We start from the raw sequence: 24,651 nt of genomic DNA, 5'->3' as shown, positions 1-24,651 counted from the left end.
GCCATGCCCCTCACTTCGCCTCTGACCAAACCCCTGGCCCCTTCGTGGGCCAATCGCTTCAAAGAGCAGAGCCTGGAGCGCGGGCGGCGTTACGCACTGGAAAATCGCGTGCGTATCGTCGAGTGCGGTGACAGCACCATTACCGCCAGTTGCGAAGGCTCCGGCGGTAACGTCTATCGGCAAACCATCTCGTTGCGTGAGTCGGCCAAGGGCCTGCTGATCCTGGTGGATAGCCGCTGTACCTGCCCGGTGCACACCAACTGCAAACACATCGCGGCGGTGCTGCTCAAGGTCCAGGAAACCCTGGCCTACCCGGCGGCGACCCAGGATGCGCAACTGCTGGAAAAACTCCAGGCCGTGCTGGATAACCGCGTGGTCCTGCCGCAGGTGGTCATGGAGGATGTGCGGCCCGTGCCACGCCTGTGGCTGGCGAGCGTCGAGTTCAGCGCGTTCGAACCGCGCAACGGCAAGATGCAGCGCTATATCCAGCACCGTGCGGCACTGTCGTTCAACTACCTGGGCAATTACGTCAGTGGGCAAAAGAACGCCGATATCATCGTGCGCCAGGACACCCAAAGCCTGCGAATCAAGCGCCACCCCGAGCTGGAACAAGCCTGTCGCGAACAGCTGCGTCTGCTGGGTTTCAAGATCGCTACGCGCCAAAGCAAGGCCTTGCCTGAAAGCGCCGGCGAGCTGTTCGAGATGGTCAATGACAGCGCCTGGCTTAACTTCACGCTCAACTCATCGCCCACGCTGCGGGCCGAGGGCTGGGAGCTGCAAATCGATGAAGACTTCGGTTTCGACCTGAGCCCGGTGGACGACTGGTACGCCAGCGTCGATGAAGCGCCGGAGCGTGACTGGTTCGACCTGGAGTTGGGCATCATCGTCAATGGCGAACGGTTGAGCCTGCTGCCGATCCTGTTGAACCTGATGCGCTCCCACACCGAGATCCTCAACCCGGAAAAACTCGCAAGGCGCCGCGATGATGAACTGATCCTGGTGAATATCCCCGGGCTGCCCAACGGCCACGGCCCGCTGCAAGTGGCGCTGCCCTACGGGCGCTTGAAGCCGGTGCTGGCGACTCTCGGCGAGTTCTACCTGCAAGAAACCGGCACCACGACGTTGCGCCTGGCCAAGGCCGACGCGATCAGGCTCAACCCGCTGGAAGACCTGCCGTTGCAATGGGAGGGTGGCGAGAAGATTCGCAACTTCGCCCAACGTCTGCGGGACATCAAGGACTTCACCTGCGTGGCGCCCGAGGGCCTGAACGCAACCTTGCGCCCCTATCAACTGGAAGGCTTGAGCTGGATGCAGTCACTGCGCCAGTTGGAAGTGGGCGGGATTCTCGCGGACGACATGGGCCTGGGCAAAACCCTGCAAACCCTGGCGCATATTCTCACCGAGAAAATCGCCGGGCGCCTTGATCGGCCCGGCATGGTCGTGATGCCCACCAGCCTGATTCCGAACTGGCTCGACGAAGCAGCGCACTTCACCCCGCAACTGCGGGTGCAGGCGCTGTACGGCGCAGGGCGCAAGAAACACTTCGCCAACCTGCACGACTACGACCTGCTGCTGACCACCTATGCCCTGCTGCCCAAGGACATCGACACGCTCGCTGCCCTGCCCTTGCATGTATTGATCCTGGATGAAGCGCAGTACATCAAGAACCCGTCCAGCAAGGCCGCCCAGGCCGCACGCGAGCTGAATGCCCGCCAGCGCCTGTGCCTGAGCGGCACGCCATTGGAAAACCACTTGGGCGAGCTGTGGTCGCTGTTCCACTTCCTGTTGCCGGGTTGGCTGGGCGATGTGAAGAGCTTCAACCGTGATTACCGCGTGCCGATTGAAAAGCGTGCCAGCGAGGTGCGATTGCAGCACCTCAACGGTCGGATCAAACCCTTCCTGCTACGCCGCACCAAGGAACAAGTGGCAACCGAACTGCCACCCAAGACCGAAATTATCCACTGGGTCGACCTCAACGAGGCCCAGCGCGACGTGTACGAAACCATGCGCCTGGCCATGGATAAAAAGGTCCGCGACGAGATCACCCGCAAGGGCGTGGCCCGCAGCCAGATCATCATCCTTGAAGCGCTGCTCAAACTGCGCCAGGTGTGCTGCGACCTGCGCCTGGTCAACGACGCCACTCTGCCCGCCCGTGGCAGCAGCTCGGGCAAGCTCGACAGCCTGATGGACATGCTCGACGAGCTGTTTGCCGAAGGTCGCAGGATTCTGCTGTTCTCGCAGTTCACTTCGATGCTGAGCCTTATCGAAATCGAACTGAAAAAACGCGGGATTGCCTACGCACTGCTGACCGGCCAGACCCGTGACCGACGTACACCGGTGAAGGATTTCCAGAGCGGCAAGTTGCAGATTTTTTTGATCAGCTTGAAGGCCGGTGGCGTGGGTTTGAACCTGACCGAAGCCGACACGGTGATTCACTACGACCCGTGGTGGAACCCGGCCACGGAAAACCAGGCCACCGACCGCGCGTATCGCATCGGGCAGGAAAAACCGGTGTTCGTGTACAAGATGATTGCCCGAGGCACGGTGGAGGAGAAAATCCAGCACCTGCAGAAGGAGAAATCCGACTTGGCGGCGGGCGTGCTGGATGGGCGGACCACGGGGGATTGGCAGTTGGGTAATGAGGATATCGAGGCGCTCTTCGCACCACTGCCTAATAAGCAAGAGAAGCGCTGACTGTTAGATCGCTATCGCAGGCAAGCCAGCTCCCACACTTGAATGTATTCACAAATCAAAATGTGGGAGCTGGCTTGCCTGCGATGGCCGCGCTTCGGTTTTCAGCCGATCAACTGCGCATCGCGCAACGCAGTAAGCGCTGTCAGCCAACGCGGGTCCTGCTTATAGTCCGTTGAGGCAACCGCCTGCCCACGCATACGCGCTATCCGCGCCGATGGCGTGACCTTCATCCGCTGTGCTGCACTCAGCGCCAACTCGGCCGCCGCACGGTCATTGCACACCAAGCCCATGTCACAACCAGCGGTCAACGCCGCTTCGATACGGCTGGCCGCATCACCGACCACGTGGGCGCCCGCCATGGACAGGTCATCGCTGAAGATCACCCCGTCGAACTGCAACTCACCGCGCAGGATGTCCTGCAACCAGCGACGCGAAAAACCAGCAGGCTGGGCATCAACCTGCGGGTAAATGACGTGCGCCGGCATCACGGCGGCCAATTGCTTACTCAAGCGTGCGAAAGGCACCAGGTCATTGGCACGAATCTGTTCCAGGCTGCGTTCGTCATTGGGAATCGCGACGTGGGAATCGGCCTCGGCCCAACCGTGCCCGGGGAAGTGCTTGCCGGTGGCGGCCATACCGGCGCTGTTCATGCCGCGAATAAAGGCACCGGCCAGTACGGCGGCGCGCTCGGGGTCGCCTTCGAAGGAGCGAGTGCCGACCACGGCGCTGCGTTGGTAATCCAGGTCCAGCACTGGGGCGAAACTCAGGTCGAGACCCACGGCCAGTACTTCGGTGGCCATGATCCAGCCGCACTGTTCTGCCAGGTATTCAGCGTTGGGGTTATCGGCCAGCGCGCGCATGGCTGGCAGGCGCACAAAGCCCTGGCGCAGGCGCTGTACGCGCCCGCCTTCCTGGTCGACCGCCAGCAGCAGGTCCGGGCGCACCGCACGGATCGCCGCACTCAGCTCGCGAACCTGGCGTGGATGCTCGATATTGCGCGCAAAAATAATCAGGCCGCCCACTTCCGGTTGGCGCAACAGGTGACGATCCTCGGCCGTCAGCCAGGTACCGGCAACGTCGACCATCAAAGAACCTTGCAGGGCAGCAGTCATAAACCTTCCTTAAATAACGCACACAACCCGTCGTGCTGACCAGGCACGGTCAGCACGACGGGTTGCGGATAAATAGCTGAAATCGGCATGGCGGCTAGCTTAGCGGATGCTAGCGGCCACGCACACCCAGGGGCGATCAAACCTTGGCAGCGACCGGTGCAGTTTTGCTGCGTGGGCGCAATTGGGCGGCAGCCATGGTCGAGTCGGTGACGCCGGTCTCGGCGCGCATACCCGCAGCGAGGAACGGCACCATCAGGCGCATCACCTGTTCGATCGAGGTGTTCACGCCGAAATCGGTCTCGGCTATCGCTCGCAACGCCTTGATCCCGGACATGCTGAACGCCGCAGCGCCGAGCATGAAATGCACGCGCCAGAACAGTTCGATAGGCGGAATACGTGGGGCCGCCTCGTTGACCAGCAACATATAGCGGCGGAATACTTTGCCGTACATGTCTTCCAGGTAACGACGCAGGTGGCCTTGGCTCTGGCTGAACGCCAGGCCCAGCAGGCGCATGAAGATCGACAGGTCATTACCACTGCGAGGTTGCACGACCAACGCCTGCTCTACAAGAATTTCCAGCAGCTCTTCCAGGCTTGGCTTGTGATCAGCCTTGGCCTGGCGGCGCTCCAACTCACGGTCGAGGCTGGCACAGAATGGCCCCAGGAAGCGGGAAAACACCGCTTGGATCAGGGCTTTTTTCGAGCCGAAATGATAGTTCACGGCAGCGAGGTTGACCCCAGCCTTGCTGGTGATCAGCCGCAATGAGGTTTCAGCAAATCCTTTTTCCGCGAACAATTGCTCGGCAGCATCGAGAATGCGTTCAACGGTTTCCGACTGGGCCATGGCTACTCCGCCTGACAAACACTTGTTTGAAACATACGTTTCAGAGTGTGTCTTGTCAAGCCTGCGGGTTCGCTTTCCGGCCGGGCAGTCACCCCTTTCATCGCTATTTAATCACATCCCTTTCGCCGTGTAGGCAACACCCTATCTACGTTGTAGGAAGGGTGACGCATGACCGTCCAGCGGAGTCGCGCAAAAGGATGATTGCCAAGCGCAGTTCACTGTATATAATCCCAGTCACTGTATAAAAAGACAGAGCGATCAACATGCTAAAACTGACGCCACGCCAAGCCGAGATTCTGGCCTTCATCAAGCGCTGCCTCGATGACAACGGTTACCCGCCTACCCGTGCGGAGATTGCCCTGGAACTGGGATTCAAGTCCCCGAATGCCGCGGAAGAACACCTCAAGGCGCTCGCTCGCAAAGGCGCGATCGAGATGACTCCAGGGGCTTCACGCGGTATCCGCATCCCTGGCTTTGAAGCCAAGGCCGACGAATCGACACTACCGATCATCGGCCGCGTCGCTGCCGGTGCGCCGATCCTGGCGCAGCAGCACGTCGAGGAATCCTGCAACATCAACCCGACCTTCTTCCATCCTCGCGCCGACTATCTGTTGCGTGTGCACGGCATGAGCATGAAGGACGTAGGCATCTTCGATGGCGACCTGCTCGCCGTGCATACCACCCGTGAAGCCCGCAATGGCCAGATCGTCGTCGCCCGTATCGGTGATGAGGTCACGGTCAAACGCTTCAAGCGTGAAGGCAGCAAGGTCTGGCTACTGGCCGAGAACCCTGAGTTCGCCCCGATTGAAGTCAACCTGAAAGATCAGGACCTGGTGATCGAAGGCTTGAGTGTCGGCGTCATTCGCCGCTAAAGGAGGCATCATGCAGCTCGTGCACACCCCACAACACACACAACTGTCGCTGTTCGAGGCCTTTATGGCCCAACCCCTTGCGCCCATCCTCAAGGAAACGGTCGAAGCCCCCTGGGGCGGTGAACCTGAGGCGTTCAGTGAATTGTCGTTGCGCGGTGCGGCCGAAAGCTGCCTGAACCTGCTGGCGCCAATTCTGCGCGAATTGAGCGAAGACCAGGACGCACGCTGGCTGACGCTGATCGCCCCGCCCGCCAGCCTGACCCAGGCCTGGCTGCGGGACGCCGGCCTCAACCGCGAGCGCATCCTGCTGTTGCAGCCACGGGGAGCGCAGAGCGCCCAGCAGTTGACCTGTGAGGCCTTGCGTCTAGGCCGCAGTCATACGGTGGTGAGCTGGTTGAATCCGTTGAATGCGAGCGCCAAGCAGCAACTCATCAGTGCCGCACGTACGGGCGACGCTCAGAGTTTGAATATTCGTTTGGGATAAAACTACAGCTTGGCTTGCAGTGATCGGGCTTGGAAGCCCTTTTAGCACAAGACTTCAGTGAAGTACGCGCGGGCCGTCGTCCTTCTCCGGTTCGCCTTCAGCCAGGCGACCTGCCATCTGCACGCCCACGCTCAACATGGCTTTAGCCACTTCCACGTGCTGGCCCTGCAGGAACACTTTGGCATCTTCGGAAAAATCCAGAATAACCAGAGAACCTTCGTCCTCAGCCCGGCGCAGTTCGATTCGGCCATCAGGCAGTTCAACAATTTCCAGAAAGGACGTTGGCATAAAAGTCTGTTCTCCACGAAAGGCCGCGATTATATCAGTCATCCACCCAGCCTCGCAGAGGAACCGGGCAGGTTTCTTTACGGCTTGATGAATGGTGCCCGGCGAGCGCCTACCTTCAGCACTCGTTCAACCCCTCACGAAAACGCAGCGCCATCTTTTTCAGCTCCTGGCGCCAGCCTTCCAACTCTTCGCGTCCCAAGGGCTTGGGCTCATCCTGTTCCAACGCCACGGCAACGATCAGCGGCTGGGTGACATCGCCCTTGGGCACATGGGGAATACGTGGTGGATGGAACATATCGGCATGGGCCTTGAGCAGCCGTGCCACCCAACTGTCAGGGCTCTGGGCCATTTCCACCAGCTCGGCCAACTCAGGGATCGCCATCGAATCGAGCACTTCACGATTCATGATCATTTCTGCACGGGGGGCACCTGCCTGGGGCAAGCGGTAGAACCCTGCAACTTCATGGCATAGCCCCAGCAACGCGCCATAGAGATGAAACAAGGCCGCTTCGCGCCCCGCCTGCACCAGCGCGATGGCATTCATCTCCTTCCCTTCCTCTGCACGGCCAAGGGCGTCCAGGGATAAACCCGCGAAGTAAATTTTCTGATTGGTACGGGTATAGAGTTCGTTGGCCATGACGGCAATCTCCACAACGAATAGGCGTGATGCTGGCTGAACAGTGTCACGGATCAGCCGAACGTACTGCAAGTGCAAATGTGGGAGGGGGCTTGCTCCCGATGGCGGTGGGTCAGTTACAGATGTATCAACTGACACTCCCTCATCGGGGGCAAGCCCCCTCCCACATTTGGATCTTCAGCGCATCCGACGGATCAAGCGCCCTGGCGCTTGTCCTCGACCTTCCACTTGCCGCCGTCGTAGAACGCTTTCCAGCCAGTAGGCTTGCCGTCCACTTCGGTCTGCACGTACTGCTCCTTGGTCTTGCGGCTGTAGCGGATTACGGCTGGGCGACCATCCGGGTCCTTCTTCGGCGCTTCACACAGGAAGTGGTACTTCGGATCGATCTCGTCCTTGTGCGGCACGATCTCCATCACCAGCGGCGCACGGGTCTCGCGGTTTTTCGGGAACTGGCTGGCAGCCAGGAACAGCCCCGAAGCACCGTCACGCAGGATGTAGGTGTCGTTGACCTTTTCGCACTTGAGCTCCGGCATCTTCACCGGATCCATCTTCGGCGGCGCCGCATCACCGCTTTTGAGCAGTTTGCGCGTGTTCTTGCAGGTAGGATTGGTGCAGCCGAAGAACTTGCCGAAACGGCCGGTCTTGAGCTGCATCTCGCTGCCGCACTTATCGCATTCCAGGCTCGGACCTTCATAGCCTTTGATGCGGTAGGTGCCCTCTTCGATCTCGTAGCCATTGCAATCGGGGTTGTTACCGCAGATGTGCAACTTGTGCTTCTCGTCCAGCAGGTAGGCGTCCATCGCCGTGCTGCAGATCGGGCAGCGGTGCTTGCCACGCAGCACCAGCGACTCGGATTCACCCTCGTCATCAGCCGCGATTTCATCGCCCGGCACCAGGTTGACGGTCGCCTTGCAGCGCTCTTTGGGCGGCAGGCTGTAGCCTGAGCAACCGAGGAACACGCCCGTGGAGGCGGTACGAATCTGCATTGGTCGACCGCAGGTGGTGCACGGAATATCCGTCATCACCGGCTGGTTGGCGCGCATACCGCTCTCAGGGTTCTCGGCTACTTCGAGTTTTTTCTTGAAGTCGCCGTAGAACTCATCCAGCACGTTTTTCCAGTCGCGTTCGCCCTGGGCCACGTCATCGAGATTCTCTTCCATGCCGGCGGTGAAGCCGTAGTCCATCAGGTTGGAGAAGCTCTCGGACAGGCGCTCGGTAACGATATCGCCCATCTTTTCCGAATAGAAACGACGGTTGTGCAGCGCGACGTAGCCACGGTCCTGGATGGTAGAAATGATCGCTGCATAGGTCGACGGGCGACCGATACCGCGCTTTTCCATCTCTTTCACCAGGCTGGCTTCGGAATAACGCGCCGGTGGCTTGGTGAAGTGCTGGGATGGGTCGAGCTTGATCAGCTTCAACGTATCGCCCTGGGCCATGTCCGGCAGCACGTCGTCATCGCCAGGCTTGGCGATTTGCGGCATGACACGGGTGTAGCCGTCGAACTTGAGGATACGGCCCTTGGCGCGCAGCTCGAAGTCGCCAGCGCCCACACTGACAGTGGTAGACAGGTATTGCGCCGGCAGCATCTGGCAGGCCAGGAACTGGCGCCAGATCAGCTCGTAGAGGCGCTCAGCGTCACGCTCCATGCCGCTCAGCTTGGCGGGCGTGGTGTTGGCGTCGGAAGGACGAATCGCTTCGTGAGCCTCTTGTGCGCCTTCCTTGCTGCTGTAGACGTTCGGCTTCTCCGGCAGATAGGTCTTGCCGAACTCGCTTTCAATATACGTGCGCGCCATCGCCACCGCGTCTTGCGACAGGTTGGTGGAGTCGGTACGCATGTAGGTGATGTAACCGGCTTCATACAGACGCTGGGCCATCATCATGGTCTTCTTCACCCCGAAGCCCAAGCGGTTGCTCGCGGCCTGTTGCAGGGTAGAAGTGATAAACGGCGCCGACGGCTTGCTGCTGGTCGGTTTGTCTTCGCGCTTGACGATGCTGTAGCTGGAGGCCTTGAGCTTCTCCAGCGCGGCCATGGCCTGGGCTTCGTTCAGCGGCTTGAAGGCCTCGCCTTTCTCGCGGGCCACTTCAAAGCGCACGTTGGCGCCCTTGGCGGTGCCCAGGTCAGCGTGGACTTCCCAATACTCTTCGGGGTTGAACGCACGAATCTCACGCTCACGCTCCACCACCAGCTTCACCGCAACCGATTGCACACGGCCGGCGGACAAACCACGGGCAATTTTCGCCCACAGCAGTGGCGAGACCATGTAGCCCACGACGCGGTCGAGGAAGCGACGGGCCTGCTGGGCGTTGACGCGGTCAATATCCAGCTCGCCCGGCTTGGAGAAGGCTTCCTGGATGGCTTTCTTGGTGATTTCGTTGAACACCACACGCTTGTAGCGGCTGTCATCACCGCCGATGGCTTCGCGCAGGTGCCAGGCAATGGCTTCTCCTTCGCGGTCCAAGTCCGTCGCGAGATAGATGGTGTCAGCATCCTTGGCGAGCCGGCGCAGCTCTTCGATGACCTTTTCCTTGCCCGGAAGGATTTCGTACTTGGCCTTCCAGCCATGGTCCGGGTCCACACCCATGCGCGAGACCAGCTGCTTGCGCGCTTTCTCTTTAGGGCTGAGCACCGGACCTTCGCCCGCAGCCGCCTTGCCGCGCTTGGCGGCAGGCTCCTTGCTGGCGCTAGCCGAACCGCTGGTGGGCAGGTCTCGGATATGGCCGATACTCGACTTCACCACGTACTCGTTGCCCAAGTACTTGTTGATGGTCTTGGCCTTAGCCGGGGATTCCACAATGACCAGCGATTTGCCCATGGATCGGAAAATTCCTGAATTCGAGAAGTGAAAGGCAGTTGGCGCCTGTCGCGGCAACGCTATATATAGTGGCAACAAGGTGAGGTCAAGCGCAGCATTCTGCGCGACCTGCCGTTATTGCCCTTTAAAAAGACTGGGTTCGGCCTGGACCAAAGCAAAGCGCGGGACCTGCTCGCCGTCAACTTCAACGGTCTCCAGGAACATGCTCAAGGGACGCACCCAAAAGCCGTATTCGCCATACAGTGCTTGGTAAAACACCACTTCTTCTTCGGTTTCGGAGTGCCGTGCCACGCTGAAAACGCGGTACTGCGGCCCCTTATAATGTTGGTAGAGCCCTGGTTCAACTTTCATGCTCTGCCCCTCGTACAAAATTTGTTGAAAAAAAATATTAAAAAGTTCCAAAAAACAAAAACCGGGGCACTTGGCCCCGGCTTCCGTCAACCGAACGTTTAGACGCGTTCGAAGACGGTGGAGATGCCTTGGCCGAGACCAATGCACATGGTAGCAACCCCGAGGTTGCCGCCATTTTGCTTCATCACGTTAAGCAAAGTGCCGGAGATACGTGCACCGGAGCAACCGAATGGGTGGCCCAGGGCAATCGCACCGCCGTGCAGGTTAACCTTCTCGTTCATCTTGTCGAGTACTTTCAAATCTTTCAGCACTGGCAGGGCCTGTGCGGCGAAAGCTTCGTTGAGCTCGAAGAAGTCGATATCGGAGATGGAAAGGCCCGCGCGCTTCAAGGCTTTTTGTGTGGCCGGTACTGGACCATAGCCCATGATCGCCGGGTCCACACCTGCTACCGCCATCGAACGGATCACGGCCAGCGGCTGGATACCCAGGTCCTGGGCACGCTGCGCCGACATCACGATCATGCACGAAGCACCGTCGGTGATCTGCGACGACGTACCGGCTGTCACGGTGCCGCCCTTTGGATTGAACGCAGGCTTCAACGCCGCGAGGCTTTCCAGGGTGGTGTCCGGACGAATGGTTTCGTCGTAGTCGAACAGTTTCAGGAAACCGTTCTCGTCGTAGCCGTTCATCGGGATGATCTCATCCTTGAACTTGCCTTCCACGGTCGCCTTGTGGGCGAGCTGGTGGGAACGCAGGCCGAACGCGTCCTGGGCTTCGCGAGTGATGCCGTGCATCTTGCCGAGCATTTCTGCGGTCAGACCCATCATGCCCGAGGCTTTCGCTGCGTACAGCGACATGTGCGGGTTGGGATCGACGCCGTGCATCATGCTGACGTGGCCCATGTGCTCCACGCCGCCGACCACGAATACATCACCGTTGCCGGTCATGATCGCTTGCGCAGCGGTGTGTAGCGCGCTCATCGACGAGCCACACAGGCGGCTGACGGTCTGGCCCGCTGCGGTGTGCGGGATCTGAGTCATCAACGACGCCATGCGCGCGATGTTCCAGCCCTGCTCCAGAGTCTGGTTAACGCAGCCCCAGATCACGTCTTCGACTTCGTTCGGGTCAACCTTGACGTTACGTTCCAGCAGCTTGCTGATCAGGTGCGCCGACATGTCTTCAGCGCGGGTGTTGCGGTGCATGCCGCCCTTGGAGCGGCCCATCGGAGTACGACCGAAGTCGACAATCACGACGTCTCTTGGATTCAAGCTCATAAATATTCTCGCTCTAGTCGATTGGGCGCTTAACCGAAGAAGCTCTGGCCATTCTTGGCCATTTCACGCAGCTTCGCGGTCGGGTGGTACAGCGGGCCCAAATCAGCGTATTTGTCAGCCAGGGCAACGAACTCGGCCACACCGATCGAATCGATGTAGCGCAGTGCACCACCACGGAATGGAGGGAAACCAATACCGTACACCAGGCCCATATCGGCTTCGGCGGCGGTTTCGACGATGCCGTCTTCCAGGCAACGCACGGTTTCCAGGCACAGGGCGATCATCATCCAGTTGATGATGTCCTCGTCCGACACCTCACGCTGTTCGTAGATGACCGGAGCGAGCACTTCGTGCACCGACGGGTCGGCGACTTTCTTCTGCTTGCCCTTCTTGTCGGCCTCGTAGGCGTAGAAGCCCTTGCCGTTCTTCTGGCCCAGGCGCTTGGCCTCGTACAGCGCGTCGATCGCCGAGCGGCGGTCGTCTTTCATGCGGTCCGGGAAGCCCTCAGCCATAACGTCGCGGCCGTGGTGGCCGGTGTCGATGCCGACCACGTCCATCAGGTACGCCGGGCCCATGGGCCAGCCGAATTTCTCCATGACCTTGTCGATGCGCACGAAGTCCACACCGGCACTGACCAACTTGGCGAAACCGCCGAAGTAGGGGAACAGCACGCGGTTGACCAAAAAGCCCGGGCAGTCGTTGACCACGATCGGGTTCTTGCCCATTTTCTTGGCGTAGGCAACGGTGGTGGCAACGGCCAGCTCGCTGGACTTCTCGCCACGGATCACTTCCACCAGCGGCATCATGTGCACCGGGTTGAAGAAGTGCATGCCGACGAAGTTTTCCGGACGCTTGAGGGCCTTGGCCAGCAGCGAAATGGAAATTGTCGAGGTGTTGGAGGCCAGGATGGTGTCATCTTTGACCTGAGCTTCCACTTCAGCCAATACCGCCTGCTTGACCTTCGGGTTCTCGACAACCGCTTCGACCACCAGGTCGACGTGGCCGAAATCGCCGTAGGACAGCGTAGGACGAATGCCGTTAAGCACTTCAGCCATTTTTGCAGCGGTCATGCGACCTTTATCAACGCGGCCCACCAGCAGCTTGGCGGCTTCGGCCAGGCCCTGCTCGATACCGTGTTCGTTGATGTCTTTCATCAGGATCGGCGTGCCTTTGGACGCCGACTGATAGGCGATACCGCCGCCCATGATACCGGCGCCGAGTACGGCAGCCTGTTTCACGTCCTTGGCAATTTCGTCGTAGGCCTTGGCCTTTTTCTTCAGTTCCTGATCGTTCAGGAACAGGCCGATCAGGCTCTGGGCCGCCGAGGTTTTCGCCAGTTTGACGAAGCCTGCCGCTTCCACTTCCAGGGCTTTGTCACGACCGAAGTTCGCGGCCTTCTGGATGGTCTTGATCGCTTCAACCGGGGCCGGGTAGTTCGGACCGGCCTGGCCTGCCACGAAACCTTTGGCGGTTTCGAACGACATCATCTGTTCGATAGCGTTGAGCTTGAGTTTTTCCAGCTTCGGCTGACGCTTGGCCTTGTAGTCAAATTCGCCGCTGATGGCGCCCTTGATCAGGTTCAGCGCGGCTTCGGCCAGTTTGTCCGGAGCCACCACTGCGTCGACGGCACCGACCTTCAGTGCGTCCTCGGCCTTGTTTTCCTTACCGGCGGCGATCCATTCGATCGCATTGTCGGCACCGATCAGGCGCGGCAGGCGCACGGTACCGCCGAAGCCCGGGTAGATGCCCAGTTTGACTTCCGGCAGGCCGATCTTGGCGGTCGCGGACATGACACGGAAATCCGCTGCCAGGCACATTTCCAGGCCGCCACCCAACGCAATGCCATTGATCGCGGCAACGGTCGGCACGTTGAGGTCTTCGAAATCGCTGAAGATCTTGTTGGCTTCGAGGTTGCCAGCCACCAGCTCGGCATCGGGCAGCTTGAAGTTGTCGACGAATTCGGTGATGTCAGCGCCGACGATAAACACGTCCTTGCCGCTGGAGACGATCACGCCCTTGACCGAAGCATCTGCTTTGATGGTGTCTACGGCCTGACGCAGTTCGTTCAGGGTTAGACGGTTGAACTTGTTGACGGACTCACCCTTGAGGTCGAATTTCAATTCGACGATGCCACTTTCAAGAGCCTTAACCGTGATGGCTTTACCTTCGTAAATCATCAACTGATCTCCACGATATGGAAGCTGAACAGTACACACCGGACGCTGGTCGCTGGTTTGACATTGACAGTTGCATCAATGCTCACGCCAATCAGCCAGGCACACCCGCCAGTGCGATAGTCGGGGTTATGTATGAGCTGCCTGTAGGACAAACGCTCAATTCATACGCCCGTTTGATTTGGGTACGCCACCTTCATCCAATTCCGAGCAATTGTCAATCGCTCCAAAGGCTAGGAAAAACGCGACTTTCCAGTCATTTCAGAACCCGGACCACAGGCAGGCAACCCGTCAATATTCAAATATTCACAAGATCAATAATAGAAAAGATGTGGGAAGCGGCTGTACAGAAAGGGATATACGGCTAGGCTAGCGGGAACTTGCAGATTTACCGGCCTGCCTGGCCACCTCCAGCCCGATGATGAAGTCGGGCTTTTTATTGCCCGGCCTCTGTAGGAGTGTCAGGCCAAGGCCCTGAGCAACGCATCAATATCCTTCAACACACTCATGTCGCCCTTCTCGCCCCAGTACAAGGCGATCATCTGCTTGTCGGCCTCGACCTTGTAGACGTTCGCCGGTAGCGTTGCAAAATACGGCAACAACTTTTCATCCACACACCCTTCGCGCCATTGATTGACCCACACACCCGGCTCCAGCTGCCAGTAACTCCAGATAGCCCGCGTGCTCCCACGCCGCGGTCGACAGTACTGCGCACAAGGGCTCGGCGGCTCTTGCTTGAGCCAGTGCGGCCATTCCTGGGGCGCCAACTGCATGGCCAGGCCGATGCGGCGTGCCTCCATGCGCAGGGCCATGCGCCCGCTCTGCCCACGCGACGGGCGCAGCCAGGCCAGGGGGCTTAAAACCACCGCAAGGATTGACACCACTATCCACACCGTCATATGTGTACTCCCGAATTTCTAGATGAGCGGATTTGACCTGACGCAACCCCATCCGCTTGAAAGCAGCCATACTGAACTTATTGCAGTCCCTTGGAGGAACGCCTCATGCCCTACAAACATATTCTGGTCGCTGTCGATCTGACCGAAGAGTGCGATCCGGTGATCAAGCGCGCGCAGGAATCCGCATTGGCCAATGGCGCCATACTGTCGCTGGTGCATATCGTCGAGCCCATGGCCATGGCCTTTGGCGGTGACGTACCGATGGACCTTTCCCAGTTGCAGCAACAACAATTCGACCAGGCCAAGGAGCGCCTGGACCGTTTGATTCTCAAATACCCGCACCTGAAAAAGGAAGACTGCCACCTGACATACGGCCAACCGCGTCAGGAAATCCACCACTTGGCCAAGGAAAAGGCCTGTGACCTGATCGTGGTCGGCAGCCACGGCCGTCATGGCCTGGCACTGTTGCTGGGCTCCACCGCCAATGATGTATTGCACGGCGCGCCTTGCGATGTACTGGCCGTCAAACTGGCAAAGAGCTCGTAAGACCGATGAAGGTCTAATATGGGAGCTGACTTGCCTGCGATAGCAGCCTGTCAGTTGATGCATCAGGTGGCTGTTACACCGCTATCGCAGGCAAGCCAGCTCCCACAGTTGAATCGCATTTCATATTAAAAAGCCCGGCGCTCATAGAAGAGTGCCGGGCTTTTTTATTGCGGTGCAATCACTCAGGCATCCAGCTCGGCCCAACGCTCAACCAACGCTTCCAGCTCCTGGTTCAACGTCTCCAGGGAAGCGATGACCGCAGCGGTTTCTGCCGCCGGGCGCAGGTAGAAACCGGCGTCAGCCATTTGCGCTTCTACCGCGGCAATCTGCTGTTCCTTGGCGTCGATCTCACCCGGCAAGGCTTCCAGCTCACGCTGCAGCTTGTAGCTGAGTTTCTTCTTGGCCGCGGGTGCAGCTTCCTGGGCCGGTGCAGCCTCTTGCACAGGAGTCACCACCGCCGAGGTCAGGTCGGCCTTGCCGGACTTGCTCTCGGTCACGCCCAGCAGACGTGGCGAACCACCCTGACGCAACCAGTCCTGGTAACCACCGACGTATTCGCGCACCTTGCCTTCACCTTCAAAGACCAGGGTGCTGGTGACCACGTTGTCGAGGAATTCCCGGTCGTGGCTGACCATCAGCACAGTGCCGTTGAACGTCAGCAGCACTTCTTCGAGCAACTCGAGGGTTTCCACATCGAGGTCGTTGGTCGGTTCGTCGAGCACCAGCAGATTGGCCGGTTTGCTGAACAGCTTGGCCAGCAGCAAACGCGCGCGCTCACCACCAGACAGGGCCTTGACCGGCGTACGCGCACGTTGCGGGCTGAACAGGAAGTCGCCCAGGTAGCTGAGTACGTGGCGGCTCTGGCCGTCGATGTCGATAAAGTCGCGACCTTCGGCGACGTTGTCGATCACGGTCTTTTCCAGGTCCAACTGGTGGCGCAACTGGTCAAAGTAGGCCACGTCGATGCGTGTGCCCTCTTCCACCTTGCCGCTGGTCGGCTGCAGACCGCTGAGCATCAGCTTGAGCAAGGTGGTCTTGCCGGTGCCGTTGGCGCCCAGCAGGCCGATACGGTCGCCGCGTTGCAGGACCATGGAGAAGTCCTTGATCAGGAACGGGCCGTCCGGGTGATGGAAGCTGACATTCTCCAGCACCATTACCTGCTTGCCCGACTTGTCGGCGGTGTCCAGCTGGATATTGGCCTTGCCGGTACGCTCGCGGCGCTCACTGCGCTCCACGCGCAAGGCTTTCAAGGCACGTACGCGGCCTTCGTTACGGGTGCGACGGGCCTTGATGCCCTGGCGGATCCAGACTTCTTCCTGGGCCAGCTTTTTGTCAAACAGCGCGTTGGCGGTTTCTTCGGCAGCCAAGGCGGCTTCCTTGTGCACCAGGAAGCTGGCGTAGTCGCCGTTCCAGTCGATCAGGCCGCCACGGTCCAGCTCGAGGATGCGCGTGGCCAGGCTCTGCAGGAAAGCACGGTCGTGCGTGATAAACAGCACGGCGCCCTGGAAGTCCTTGATGGCTTCTTCAAGCCAGGCGATGGCGCCGATGTCCAGGTGGTTGGTCGGTTCGTCGAGCAGCAGCAGGTCCGGCTCGGACACCAGGGCCTGGGCCAGCAGCACACGGCGACGCCAGCCCCCGGACAATTCGGCGAGGGTCTTGTCGGCCGGCAGTTGCAGGCGGCTCAGGGTGCTGTCCACCAGTTGCTGCAAGCGCCAGCCGTCACGGGCTTCGAGGTCTTGCTGGACGTGCATCAGCTTGTCCAAGTCTTCCTCGGTGACGCAGTTCTGCGCCAGGTGATGGTATTGCGCGAGCAACTCGCCGACGCCGTCCAGGCCTTCGGCAACCACGTCGAACACTGTCCGTCCGTCGGCCACCGGCAATTCTTGCGGCAATTCGCCGATCTTGAGGCCCGGGGCACGCCAGACAGAGCCGTCATCAGGCTTCTGGTCGCCTTTTACCAGCTTCATCATGCTGGACTTGCCGGTGCCGTTGCGGCCGATGATGCACACCCGCTCACCACGGGCGATCTGCCAGGACACCTTGTCCAACAACGGCATGGCGCCGAAAGCAAGGGACACATCGCTGAATTTGAGCAGGGTCATACGCTTCTCCAAAAACTGGGCGCGCATTCTACCTGACTTGAGGGTGGGATGCGGTCGGCATTTTCTCTATTGACACGTTCTGTAGGACATTTCCAGCGAACTTGAACGAACCAGACGGCAAAGCTTTCGCGGGCCGCTGGCAAAAGGCTAAGCTAGAGGCAATCAGTGTCGGCAGTGCCGGTGCTAGTCGTGATTTCTCTGCACGGACGTCTCATGCGCAGTCGCCTTTTCAACTTTTTATCTTGTCTGCTTCTTTCCGCCACTGCCGTTCAAACCGCCCAGGCGGTGGACCTCACCACCCAACGTCAGTATTACGATCAAGCCAAACGCGCCCTGGCCAAGGGCGACAGCGGCCCGTACATGCAATACAGCCAGGCCCTGGCCGACTACCCGCTCACGCCGTACCTGGCGTATGACGAGCTGACTGCACGCCTGAAAACCGCGAGCAACGAGGAAATCGAACAGTTCCTCGCCAAACACGGCGACCTGCCCCAGGCCAACTGGATGAAACTGCGTTGGCTGCGCTGGCTGGCCGAGCGTGGCGATTGGCAGACCTTTGAAAAGTACTACGACACCAAGCTCAATTTCGTCGAGCTGGACTGCCTGCATGGCCAGTACCAGCTCAGCCACAATCTGAAGGCTGAAGGCTACAAGACCGCCGAAAAGTTGTGGATGACCGGCAAATCCCAGCCCGCCGCCTGTGACGCCACCTTCGGCCAATGGGCCGCTGCCGGCCAACTGACCGAACAGAAGATTTGGGACCGCACCAAGCTCGCCGCCGAAGCCCGCAATTACGCGCTGGCCAACAGCCTGGTGAAGACCCTGCCAACCCTCGGCGTCCAAGGCCGCCTGATGGTGGATGTGGCGCAAAAGCCTGACATGCTCAGCGATCCGTCACGCTTCCTGCCGGCCACCGAGGCGATGTCTGACGCCGTCGGCCTGGGCCTGCGCCGCCTGGCCCGCCAGGATCCGGACAAGGCCATGGCCCTGCTCGACGGCTACGCCAGCAGCATGCACTTCTCCCGTGACGAAAAGGTGTCGATTGCCCGCGAGATTGGCCTGACCCTGGCCAAGCGCTTCGACCCACGTGCGCTGGACGTGATGACCAAGTACGACCCGGAACTGCGCGACAACACCGTGTCCGAATGGCGCCTGCGCCTCCTGTTGCGCCTGGCACGCTGGGAAGATGCCTACCAGTTGACCCGCAAACTCCCGCAAGACCTGGCCACCACCAACCGCTGGCGCTACTGGCAGGCCCGCAGCCTGGAACTGGCCGAGCCGAAAAACCCGCAGGCCCTGGTGCTGTACAAAAACGTGGCCAAGGAACGGGACTTCTACGGCTTCCTCGCCGCTGACCGTTCCAAATCCCCTTACCAGTTGAACAACAAACCGCTGGTGATGAGCCAGGCGTTGGTCAACAAGGTGCGCAATACTCCTGGGGTGCGCCGTGCGCTGGAGTTCTACGCCCGTGGCCAGATCGTGGACGGTCGCCGCGAGTGGTACCACGTCAGCCGGCACTTCAACCGTGACGAAATGGTCGCCCAGGCCAAGTTGGCCTACGACATGAAGTGGTACTTCCCGGCGATCCGTACCATCAGCCAGGCGCAGTACTGGGACGACCTGGACATCCGCTTCCCGATGGCGCACCGCGATACCCTGGTGCGCGAAGCCAAGGTGCGCGGCCTGCATTCAAGCTGGATATTTGCCATCACGCGTCAGGAAAGCGCGTTTATGGACGACGCCCGCTCCGGCGTGGGCGCCAGCGGCTTGATGCAACTGATGCCCGGCACCGCCAAGGAAACCGCACGCAAATTCAGCATCCCCCTGGCCTCCCCGGCCCAGGTGCTGGACCCGGATAAAAATATCCAGCTCGGCGCCGCCTACCTGAGCCAGGTGCACAGCCAGTTCAACGGCAACCGTGTGCTCGCTTCCGCCGCCTACAACGCCGGCCCCGGCCGCGTGCGCCAATGGCTGCGCGGTGCAGACCACCTGAGCTTCGATGTGTGGGTTGAAAGCATCCCGTTCGACGAAACCCGCCAGTATGTGCAGAACGTGCTGTCTTATTCGGTGATCTACGGGCAGAAGCTCAATTCGCCGCAGCCGCTGGTGGATTGGCATGAGCGATACTTCGACGACCAGTAAGGCACTGAACCTGCTTCCAATGTGGGAGGGGGCTTGCTCCCGATAGCGGTGGGTCAGCAACAAAACTGCTGATTGACACTCTGCTATCGGGAGCAAGCCCCCTCTCACATTGGCATTTCTGCAATGCTTATGGCGCTAGTGATCTGCGCTGAACTGCAGCGCCGCCAACCGCGCATACAGTGGATTGCTCGCAATCAACTCCTGGTGCGTGCCCACCGCCACCAGTTTGCCCTGATCCATCACCGCTATTCGATCGGCATTCTTGACGGTCGCCAGACGGTGAGCGATCACCAGCGTGGTTCTTCCTTGCATCAATTGCGGCAGCGCTTGCTGGATCAGGTGCTCACTCTGCGCGTCGAGGGCGCTGGTGGCTTCGTCCAGCAGCAGGATCGGCGCGTCGACCAACAAGGCGCGGGCGATGGCCAGGCGTTGGCGCTGGCCGCCAGAGAGGCCCATGCCACCGTCGCCGAGGTGGGTCTGGTAGCCGTCGGGCATCTGCAGGATGAAATCGTGGGCGTGGGCGATACGCGCAGCGGCTTCGACCTGGGCCATGGTGGCGGACGGGTTGCCGTAGCGAATGTTGTCCTCGACGCTGCCGAAAAACAGCGCCGGGCTCTGGGACACCAGTGCAAAGTGGCGACGCAGGTCCAGGGGGTCCAGCTCGGTCAGCGGGCGGCCTTCGAGCAGGATGCGCCCTTGCTGGGGATCGTAGAAGCGCAGCAGCAGGTCGAAGATTGTCGATTTACCCGCGCCTGATGGGCCTACCAGCGCCAGGGTTTCGCCGGGATTGATGGTCAGGTTCAAGCCATCAATGGCGTAACTGTCCGGCCGTGAGGGGTAGCAAAAGCGCAGATCTTGCAGCTCCATGCGGCCACTGACCCGCTGCGGCAAGCGTTCGCTGCCATCGGCCGGCGCCTGGATGTCGTTGCTCGACTGCAACAGCTCACCGATACGCTCGGCCGCACCGGCAGCGCGCTGCAACTCGCCGAGCACTTCGCTCAGAGTGCCAACCGCACTGCCGACTATCAGGCTATAGAACACAAACGCCGCCAGCTCACCGCCGGAAATGCGCCCGCTGATCACGTCCATGCCACCTACCCATAGCATCACGCCCACGGCGCCGAGCACCAGCATGATCACCAGGGTTATCAGCCAGGAGCGTTGCAGGATGCGTTTACGTGCGGTGGTGAACGCGTCCTCCACGGTAACAGCGAAACGCTGTTCGTCCTGCACCTGGTGGTTGTAGGCCTGCACCGTTTTGATCTGGCCCAAGGTCTCGGCGACATAGCTACCGACGTCGGCAATACGATCCTGGCTCAGACGCGACAGGCTGCGCACCCGGCGCCCGAAGATCAGGATCGGCGCCAGTACCAGCGGCAGCGCCACCACCACGATGCTGGTGAGCTTGGGGTTGGTGATGAACAGCAACACGATGCCGCCGATGACCATCAGGGCGTTGCGCAGGAACAGCGACAGCGATGAGCCGATCACCGATTGCAGCAACGTGGTATCGGTGGTCAGCCGCGACTGGATCTCCGAGCTGCGGTTGTTCTCATAGAAGCCTGGGTGCAGGTAGATCAAGTGATTGAACACTTGCCGGCGAATATCGGCCACCACGCGCTCGCCAATCCACGACACCAGGTAAAACCGCGTGAACGTACCCACAGCCAGGCCCAGTACCAGCACCATGAACAAGCCGATGGACTGGTTGAGCAAGTGCGGTGACTGGGTCATGAAACCCTGGTCGACCAGAAGGCGAATGCCCTGCCCCATGGACAAGGTGATGCCGGCGGTGACGATCAGCGCCAGCAAGGCGCCCAGGGCCTGCCAGCGGTAGGGCGCAATAAAGCGGCTGGCCAGGCGGATCGCACGGCGTTGACGGGTTGAGAGCATGGAAGGCACCACCAATGAGGAATCTGTACTTCAACATTGGGGGAACTTGCGCAAATAACAATGAGTCAGGTTAATTATGCCCGCCGATACAGGCCGCTAGAGGCTATCGGTCTAAGACTCATCTGGAAATATGTACCGGTTTCTGGTGGACTGGGTGTTCGAACCGATGAGCGTGCAAGGAGTTGTAACAGCGCGTTCATGCGGGGGATTTAAGATAGGTACACAACCTGATGAGGAGACAGGCCATGACCTTGCAAGATAGCAGCAACGCCAAGATTGAAGTGATCCGCCAGCAGCAGGTGTTGCCTTGCTCGTATATCGATGCCAAGGGCCACGAAGTGCAGATTACCGAAGAGATGATCCAGCAAGCCTGCAGCGAGCTGGAACAGCGACTGGTCAAACCTGCCCAGCAAGGCTGAAGTGCCCACGCTCTTTCAAACCCGGCCCAGGTGGCCGGGTTTTTTATGGGTGTTTACAGCGTTTCAGCGCCCAGAGCCGAAACGATAGCCGACAGCGCCGTCGACTCGCCCTTGATGCGCACTTTCAGGCCATCTATCTCACGGCGCTGCGGGTAGTGCTTGCGCAGCAAATCGAAGGACTGGCGCTGCTCCTGCACGGTCCCCACCAGGCTGCGACGAAAATCTGCATCATCACGGCGCGGGTCGTACACGCTGCGGCACAGGGCCGCCAGTGCCCAGGCCGGATCGGTCGAAGCGTTCAGGTGGACTTCGTCCAGCCACGGTGCCGGCAATAAATCACTGAGCTGAACAGTCGGCTCCTGGCCCAGGTGCGCGCAGAACGCCTGGTAGATCTGCGCGGTGCCGCGCTGCTTGCCATCGAGGCTGTAGCCGGCGATATGCGGCGTGGCCAGCACGCACAGGTCAGCCAGGTCGACGTCCACTTGCGGCTCGCCTTCCCACACATCCAGCACCGCTTGCAGGTCTTCACGGGCCTGCAGCACCTCGCGCAGCGCGGCGTTGTCCACCACCGCGCCACGGCTGGCGTTGATCAGCCAGGTGCCGGGCTTGAGTTGCCCCAGGCGCTGGCGGTCGAATAAATGCCAGGTGGCGCCATTGCCGGACTTGATCAGCGGCGTGTGCAAGCTGATCACATCGCACTGCTCGATGATCTGTTGCAGGCTGACGTAGTCGCTGTCCTCGGCGATCTGGCGCGGCGGGTCGCACACCAGCACGTTCCAACCCAGGCCCTTGAGGACCTTGACCAGCCGCCCGCCCACCTCACCGGCACCGACGACACCGTAGGTGCGCGAGCCCAACTCGACGCCTTCGATTTCGGCCAGGGTGTGCAAGCTGCCGAGTACGTAATCCACAACCCCCCGCGCATTGCAGCCAGGCGCGCTGGCCCACTGGATCCCTGCCCGCTTGAAAAAGTCCAGGTCCAGATGGTCGGTGCCGATGGTGCAGGTGCCGACAAAGCGTACGTTGCTGCCTTCGAGCAGGGCACGGTTGACGTTGGTCACCGAGCGCACCAGCAGCACGTCGGCCTGCTCGACGGTAGCGCGGTCGATGGACCGCCCAGGCACGCGGCGAATCTCGCCAAACCCCTGGAAAAAGTCATCAAGCAGCGGAATATTTTCGTCGGCAACAATCAGCATGGCAGGCTCCTTTGGCGGATCAGCAGTGTACAGGCATGGGATTCAACTAACACAACAGATCCCTGTGGGGCTGCATTACAAATCAGCAACACAGGTTTTTTCCTGACCACTGCGTCAAAGCGTAGAATCCGCCGTCCTTGCGACTGCTTTTTTATTGGACACCTGTACGTGAACACTGCCACCGCTACCCTTTCCCGCCCAGCCCGCATCAGCCGGGAAGTGCGCGGCCTGCTGACGCTGGCCTTGCCGATCATGATCGGCCAATTGGCAACTACTGCGATGAGTTTTGTCGATGCGGTGATGGCCGGGCGTGTCAGCCCCCAGGACCTTGCGGCGGTCGGCCTGGGTAACTCGATCTGGATCCCGGTGTACCTGCTGATGACCGGCACCTTGCTGGCCACCACGCCGAAAGTGGCCGAGCGCTATGGCGCGGGCAAACTCACCGAGATCGGGCCGTTGGTGCGCCAATCGTTGTGGTTGGCCGTGGTGGTCGGCCTCTGCGGTGCGGTGCTGTTGCTGTGTGCCGAGCCCATCCTGCATGCGATGAAGGTCGAGCCAGACCTGATCGAGCCGTCCATGGGTTACCTGCATGGCATCGCCGCGGGGATGCCGGCAATTGCGCTGTATTACGTGCTGCGCTGCTTCAGTGATGGCCTGGGCCGTACGCGGCCGAGCATGGTCATGGGCCTGTGCGGTCTGGCGCTGAATATTCCGCTGAACTACATCTTCATCTACGGCCACTTCGGCGTACCGGCCATGGGCGGCGTGGGTTGCGGCTGGGCCACGGCCATTGCGATGTGGGTGATGATGCTCGGCCTGGCTGGCTGGACGCGCTGGGGCCCGGTGTACCAGAGCAGCGAACTGTTCAAGCGCTTTGACTGGCCGAAATGGGCGGTGATCAAGCGCATCCTGGGCATCGGCCTGCCGATTGGCGTAGCGATCTTCGCCGAGTCGAGCATATTCGCGATGATTGCCCTGTTGCTTGGCAGCCTGGGCGCCACCGTGGTTTCCGGCCATCAGATCGCGTTGAATGTCAGTTCTTTGGTATTCATGATCCCCTACTCCCTGAGTATGGCCGTGACCGTGCGCGTCGGCCAGGCCCTGGGGCGTGGCGAACCGCGTGAAGCGCGCTTCGCCGCCGGGGTCGGCATGGGCACTGCACTGGCCTATGCGTGCCTGTCGTGCAGCCTGATGCTGGTGTTTCGTGAGCAGATCGCGGCGATCTACACGCCCGACCCGGTGGTCATCCACCTGGCGTCGATGCTGATTGTGTTCTCGGCGCTGTTCCAGTTCTCCGACTCGATTCAGGTCACTGCCGCCGGTGCTTTGCGCGGCTACCAGGACACCCGGGTGACCATGGTGCTGACCTTGTTCGCCTATTGGGGCGTGGGGCTGCCGGTGGGTTATGCCCTAGGGCTGACCGACTGGCTCGGCGAACCCAGCGGCCCAAGCGGTTTATGGCAAGGGCTGATCGTGGGTTTGAGCTGTGCGGCGGGGATGTTGCTGGTGCGCCTGGCGCGCAGTGCACGCCGGCGCATTCGTGCCGAAAAGGCGCTGGCTTAATCGGCTTTCTTGCGGATCCAGTACAGGTAGGTGCCAGCATCTTCCTGTTGATCCACCAGTTCGTGGTCAAGAAACACGCAGAATTTGGGAATATCACGACGGGTCGACGGGTCGGTGGCGATCACCTTGAGCAAGCCGCCCGCCGGCAGGTCACGGATGTGCTGGTGCAGCATCATCACCGGCTCCGGGCAGTTGAGGCCGGTGGCGTCGAGGGTGCCGTCTACGGGTAAATCAACACTCATACTTCACTCCTGAAACAGGCCCGCTCTTATGTGGGAGTGGGCTTGCCCGCGATGACGTGGGCACATTCAACATAGATTTTGACTGTTATACCGCTTTCGCAGG

20 protein-coding genes are annotated in these 24,651 nt (G+C 60.3%); 7 read left to right on the top strand and 13 right to left on the bottom strand.

Annotated features, from left to right (window positions below):
* The first annotated feature begins 3 nt into the window (after positions 1-3).
* The gene (locus TK42_RS02835) at positions 4-2,694 is read left to right on the top strand and encodes a DEAD/DEAH box helicase (RefSeq protein WP_103733538.1); all 2,691 of its coding nucleotides are present in this window, start codon (positions 4-6) and stop codon (positions 2,692-2,694) included.
* Positions 2,695-2,795: 101 nt separating this feature from the next.
* Here TK42_RS02835 and nagZ read toward each other — a convergent pair whose 3' ends face one another.
* Both nagZ and TK42_RS02825 read right to left on the bottom strand, forming a co-directional pair.
* Positions 2,796-3,806: a beta-N-acetylhexosaminidase gene (gene nagZ / locus TK42_RS02830; RefSeq protein ID WP_032877216.1), complete on the bottom strand. Its 1,011-nt coding sequence runs from the start codon at positions 3,804-3,806 to the stop codon at positions 2,796-2,798.
* A 136-nt stretch (positions 3,807-3,942) separates the two neighbouring features.
* A complete protein-coding gene (locus TK42_RS02825) occupies positions 3,943-4,650 on the bottom strand; it encodes a TetR/AcrR family transcriptional regulator (protein WP_005786171.1) in 708 nt (235 codons plus the stop codon).
* Between the two features lie 263 nt (positions 4,651-4,913).
* Here TK42_RS02825 and lexA point away from each other — a divergent pair, with 263 nt between their 5' ends.
* Both lexA and sulA read left to right on the top strand, forming a co-directional pair.
* Positions 4,914-5,522 carry a transcriptional repressor LexA gene (lexA, locus tag TK42_RS02820; RefSeq protein ID WP_003172575.1) on the top strand — a complete coding sequence of 203 codons (609 nt, stop codon included), beginning with the start codon at positions 4,914-4,916 and terminating at the stop codon, positions 5,520-5,522.
* Positions 5,523-5,532: 10 nt separating this feature from the next.
* Positions 5,533-6,006 (top strand): SOS-induced cell division inhibitor SulA, encoded by a 474-nt coding sequence (gene sulA / locus TK42_RS02815; RefSeq protein ID WP_005786162.1) that lies wholly within the window; start codon positions 5,533-5,535, stop codon positions 6,004-6,006.
* Positions 6,007-6,060: 54 nt separating this feature from the next.
* Here the strand turns inward: sulA and TK42_RS02810 are convergent, their stop codons facing one another.
* The 7 genes from TK42_RS02810 to TK42_RS02780 form a co-directional block, all read right to left on the bottom strand.
* Entirely contained in the window at positions 6,061-6,294 is a 234-nt protein-coding gene (locus tag TK42_RS02810; protein ID WP_005786160.1) for a hypothetical protein, read from the bottom strand.
* A gap of 115 nt (positions 6,295-6,409) precedes the next feature.
* Positions 6,410-6,931, bottom strand: coding sequence for a DUF6586 family protein (locus TK42_RS02805; RefSeq protein WP_103733537.1), 522 nt, complete (start codon positions 6,929-6,931; stop codon positions 6,410-6,412).
* A 194-nt stretch (positions 6,932-7,125) separates the two neighbouring features.
* On the bottom strand, positions 7,126-9,747 hold the full coding sequence (gene topA / locus TK42_RS02800; RefSeq protein ID WP_005786156.1) for a type I DNA topoisomerase: 2,622 nt from the start codon (positions 9,745-9,747) through the stop codon (positions 7,126-7,128).
* A gap of 114 nt (positions 9,748-9,861) precedes the next feature.
* A complete protein-coding gene (locus TK42_RS02795) occupies positions 9,862-10,098 on the bottom strand; it encodes a DUF1653 domain-containing protein (RefSeq protein WP_032803813.1) in 237 nt (78 codons plus the stop codon).
* A 98-nt stretch (positions 10,099-10,196) separates the two neighbouring features.
* Positions 10,197-11,372 carry an acetyl-CoA C-acyltransferase FadA gene (gene fadA / locus TK42_RS02790; RefSeq protein ID WP_005786153.1) on the bottom strand — a complete coding sequence of 392 codons (1,176 nt, stop codon included), beginning with the start codon at positions 11,370-11,372 and terminating at the stop codon, positions 10,197-10,199.
* A gap of 29 nt (positions 11,373-11,401) precedes the next feature.
* Positions 11,402-13,549, bottom strand: a complete 2,148-nt coding sequence (gene fadB, locus TK42_RS02785; protein WP_005786151.1) for a fatty acid oxidation complex subunit alpha FadB — start codon at positions 13,547-13,549, stop codon at positions 11,402-11,404.
* A 458-nt stretch (positions 13,550-14,007) separates the two neighbouring features.
* Positions 14,008-14,445, bottom strand: coding sequence for a hypothetical protein (locus TK42_RS02780; protein ID WP_103733536.1), 438 nt, complete (start codon positions 14,443-14,445; stop codon positions 14,008-14,010).
* A gap of 105 nt (positions 14,446-14,550) precedes the next feature.
* Between TK42_RS02780 and TK42_RS02775 the strand changes: the two genes are divergently transcribed.
* Complete coding sequence (locus TK42_RS02775) at positions 14,551-14,991, top strand: universal stress protein (RefSeq protein ID WP_005786147.1); 441 nt, start codon at positions 14,551-14,553, stop codon at positions 14,989-14,991.
* A gap of 182 nt (positions 14,992-15,173) precedes the next feature.
* Here TK42_RS02775 and TK42_RS02770 read toward each other — a convergent pair whose 3' ends face one another.
* Positions 15,174-17,093 carry an ATP-binding cassette domain-containing protein gene (locus tag TK42_RS02770; RefSeq protein ID WP_005786146.1) on the bottom strand — a complete coding sequence of 640 codons (1,920 nt, stop codon included), beginning with the start codon at positions 17,091-17,093 and terminating at the stop codon, positions 15,174-15,176.
* 213 nt (positions 17,094-17,306) lie between these two features.
* Here TK42_RS02770 and TK42_RS02765 point away from each other — a divergent pair, with 213 nt between their 5' ends.
* Complete coding sequence (locus tag TK42_RS02765) at positions 17,307-19,235, top strand: transglycosylase SLT domain-containing protein (protein WP_005786144.1); 1,929 nt, start codon at positions 17,307-17,309, stop codon at positions 19,233-19,235.
* Between the two features lie 135 nt (positions 19,236-19,370).
* Here TK42_RS02765 and TK42_RS02760 read toward each other — a convergent pair whose 3' ends face one another.
* Positions 19,371-21,137, bottom strand: a complete 1,767-nt coding sequence (locus TK42_RS02760) for an ABC transporter transmembrane domain-containing protein (protein WP_177464415.1) — start codon at positions 21,135-21,137, stop codon at positions 19,371-19,373.
* A 236-nt stretch (positions 21,138-21,373) separates the two neighbouring features.
* Here TK42_RS02760 and TK42_RS26940 point away from each other — a divergent pair, with 236 nt between their 5' ends.
* Positions 21,374-21,547, top strand: coding sequence for a PA1571 family protein (locus TK42_RS26940; protein ID WP_005786139.1), 174 nt, complete (start codon positions 21,374-21,376; stop codon positions 21,545-21,547).
* Between the two features lie 53 nt (positions 21,548-21,600).
* Here TK42_RS26940 and pdxB read toward each other — a convergent pair whose 3' ends face one another.
* Positions 21,601-22,743 (bottom strand): 4-phosphoerythronate dehydrogenase PdxB, encoded by a 1,143-nt coding sequence (gene pdxB / locus TK42_RS02755; RefSeq protein WP_103733534.1) that lies wholly within the window; start codon positions 22,741-22,743, stop codon positions 21,601-21,603.
* A gap of 168 nt (positions 22,744-22,911) precedes the next feature.
* Between pdxB and TK42_RS02750 the strand changes: the two genes are divergently transcribed.
* Positions 22,912-24,306, top strand: coding sequence for an MATE family efflux transporter (locus tag TK42_RS02750; RefSeq protein ID WP_103733533.1), 1,395 nt, complete (start codon positions 22,912-22,914; stop codon positions 24,304-24,306).
* Here TK42_RS02750 and tusA read toward each other — a convergent pair.
* Positions 24,303-24,548 carry a sulfurtransferase TusA gene (gene tusA / locus TK42_RS02745; protein ID WP_032877224.1) on the bottom strand — a complete coding sequence of 82 codons (246 nt, stop codon included), beginning with the start codon at positions 24,546-24,548 and terminating at the stop codon, positions 24,303-24,305. The two genes, TK42_RS02750 and tusA, sit on opposite strands and share 4 nt — an antisense overlap.
* Positions 24,549-24,651: the final 103 nt, after the last annotated feature.

The sequence above is a fragment of the Pseudomonas sp. GZJR-8 genome, assembly GCF_002916705.1.
Lineage (GTDB): Bacteria > Pseudomonadota > Gammaproteobacteria > Pseudomonadales > Pseudomonadaceae > Aquipseudomonas > Aquipseudomonas synxantha_A.
Note: the sequence above shows the minus strand (reverse complement) of the source record. Positions and strands in the feature narration are given on the sequence as shown.

Bases quoted from the DNA above. Each gene is read 5' to 3' on its own strand.
- fadB (WP_005786151.1), bottom strand. From the start codon at position 13,549: ATGATTTACGAAGGTAAAGCCATCACGGTTAAGGCTCTTGAAAGTGGC.
- TK42_RS02775 (WP_005786147.1), top strand. From the start codon at position 14,551: ATGCCCTACAAACATATTCTGGTCGCTGTCGATCTGACCGAAGAGTGC.
- nagZ (WP_032877216.1), bottom strand. From the start codon at position 3,806: ATGACTGCTGCCCTGCAAGGTTCTTTGATGGTCGACGTTGCCGGTACC.
- TK42_RS02825 (WP_005786171.1), bottom strand. From the start codon at position 4,650: ATGGCCCAGTCGGAAACCGTTGAACGCATTCTCGATGCTGCCGAGCAA.
- TK42_RS02805 (WP_103733537.1), bottom strand. From the start codon at position 6,931: ATGGCCAACGAACTCTATACCCGTACCAATCAGAAAATTTACTTCGCG.
- tusA (WP_032877224.1), bottom strand. From the start codon at position 24,548: ATGAGTGTTGATTTACCCGTAGACGGCACCCTCGACGCCACCGGCCTC.
- TK42_RS02765 (WP_005786144.1), top strand. From the start codon at position 17,307: ATGCGCAGTCGCCTTTTCAACTTTTTATCTTGTCTGCTTCTTTCCGCC.
- TK42_RS02780 (WP_103733536.1), bottom strand. From the start codon at position 14,445: ATGACGGTGTGGATAGTGGTGTCAATCCTTGCGGTGGTTTTAAGCCCC.
- sulA (WP_005786162.1), top strand. From the start codon at position 5,533: ATGCAGCTCGTGCACACCCCACAACACACACAACTGTCGCTGTTCGAG.
- pdxB (WP_103733534.1), bottom strand. From the start codon at position 22,743: ATGCTGATTGTTGCCGACGAAAATATTCCGCTGCTTGATGACTTTTTC.
- TK42_RS02810 (WP_005786160.1), bottom strand. From the start codon at position 6,294: ATGCCAACGTCCTTTCTGGAAATTGTTGAACTGCCTGATGGCCGAATC.
- TK42_RS26940 (WP_005786139.1), top strand. From the start codon at position 21,374: ATGACCTTGCAAGATAGCAGCAACGCCAAGATTGAAGTGATCCGCCAG.
- lexA (WP_003172575.1), top strand. From the start codon at position 4,914: ATGCTAAAACTGACGCCACGCCAAGCCGAGATTCTGGCCTTCATCAAG.
- TK42_RS02770 (WP_005786146.1), bottom strand. From the start codon at position 17,093: ATGACCCTGCTCAAATTCAGCGATGTGTCCCTTGCTTTCGGCGCCATG.
- TK42_RS02795 (WP_032803813.1), bottom strand. From the start codon at position 10,098: ATGAAAGTTGAACCAGGGCTCTACCAACATTATAAGGGGCCGCAGTAC.
- fadA (WP_005786153.1), bottom strand. From the start codon at position 11,372: ATGAGCTTGAATCCAAGAGACGTCGTGATTGTCGACTTCGGTCGTACT.
- topA (WP_005786156.1), bottom strand. From the start codon at position 9,747: ATGGGCAAATCGCTGGTCATTGTGGAATCCCCGGCTAAGGCCAAGACC.
- TK42_RS02835 (WP_103733538.1), top strand. From the start codon at position 4: ATGCCCCTCACTTCGCCTCTGACCAAACCCCTGGCCCCTTCGTGGGCC.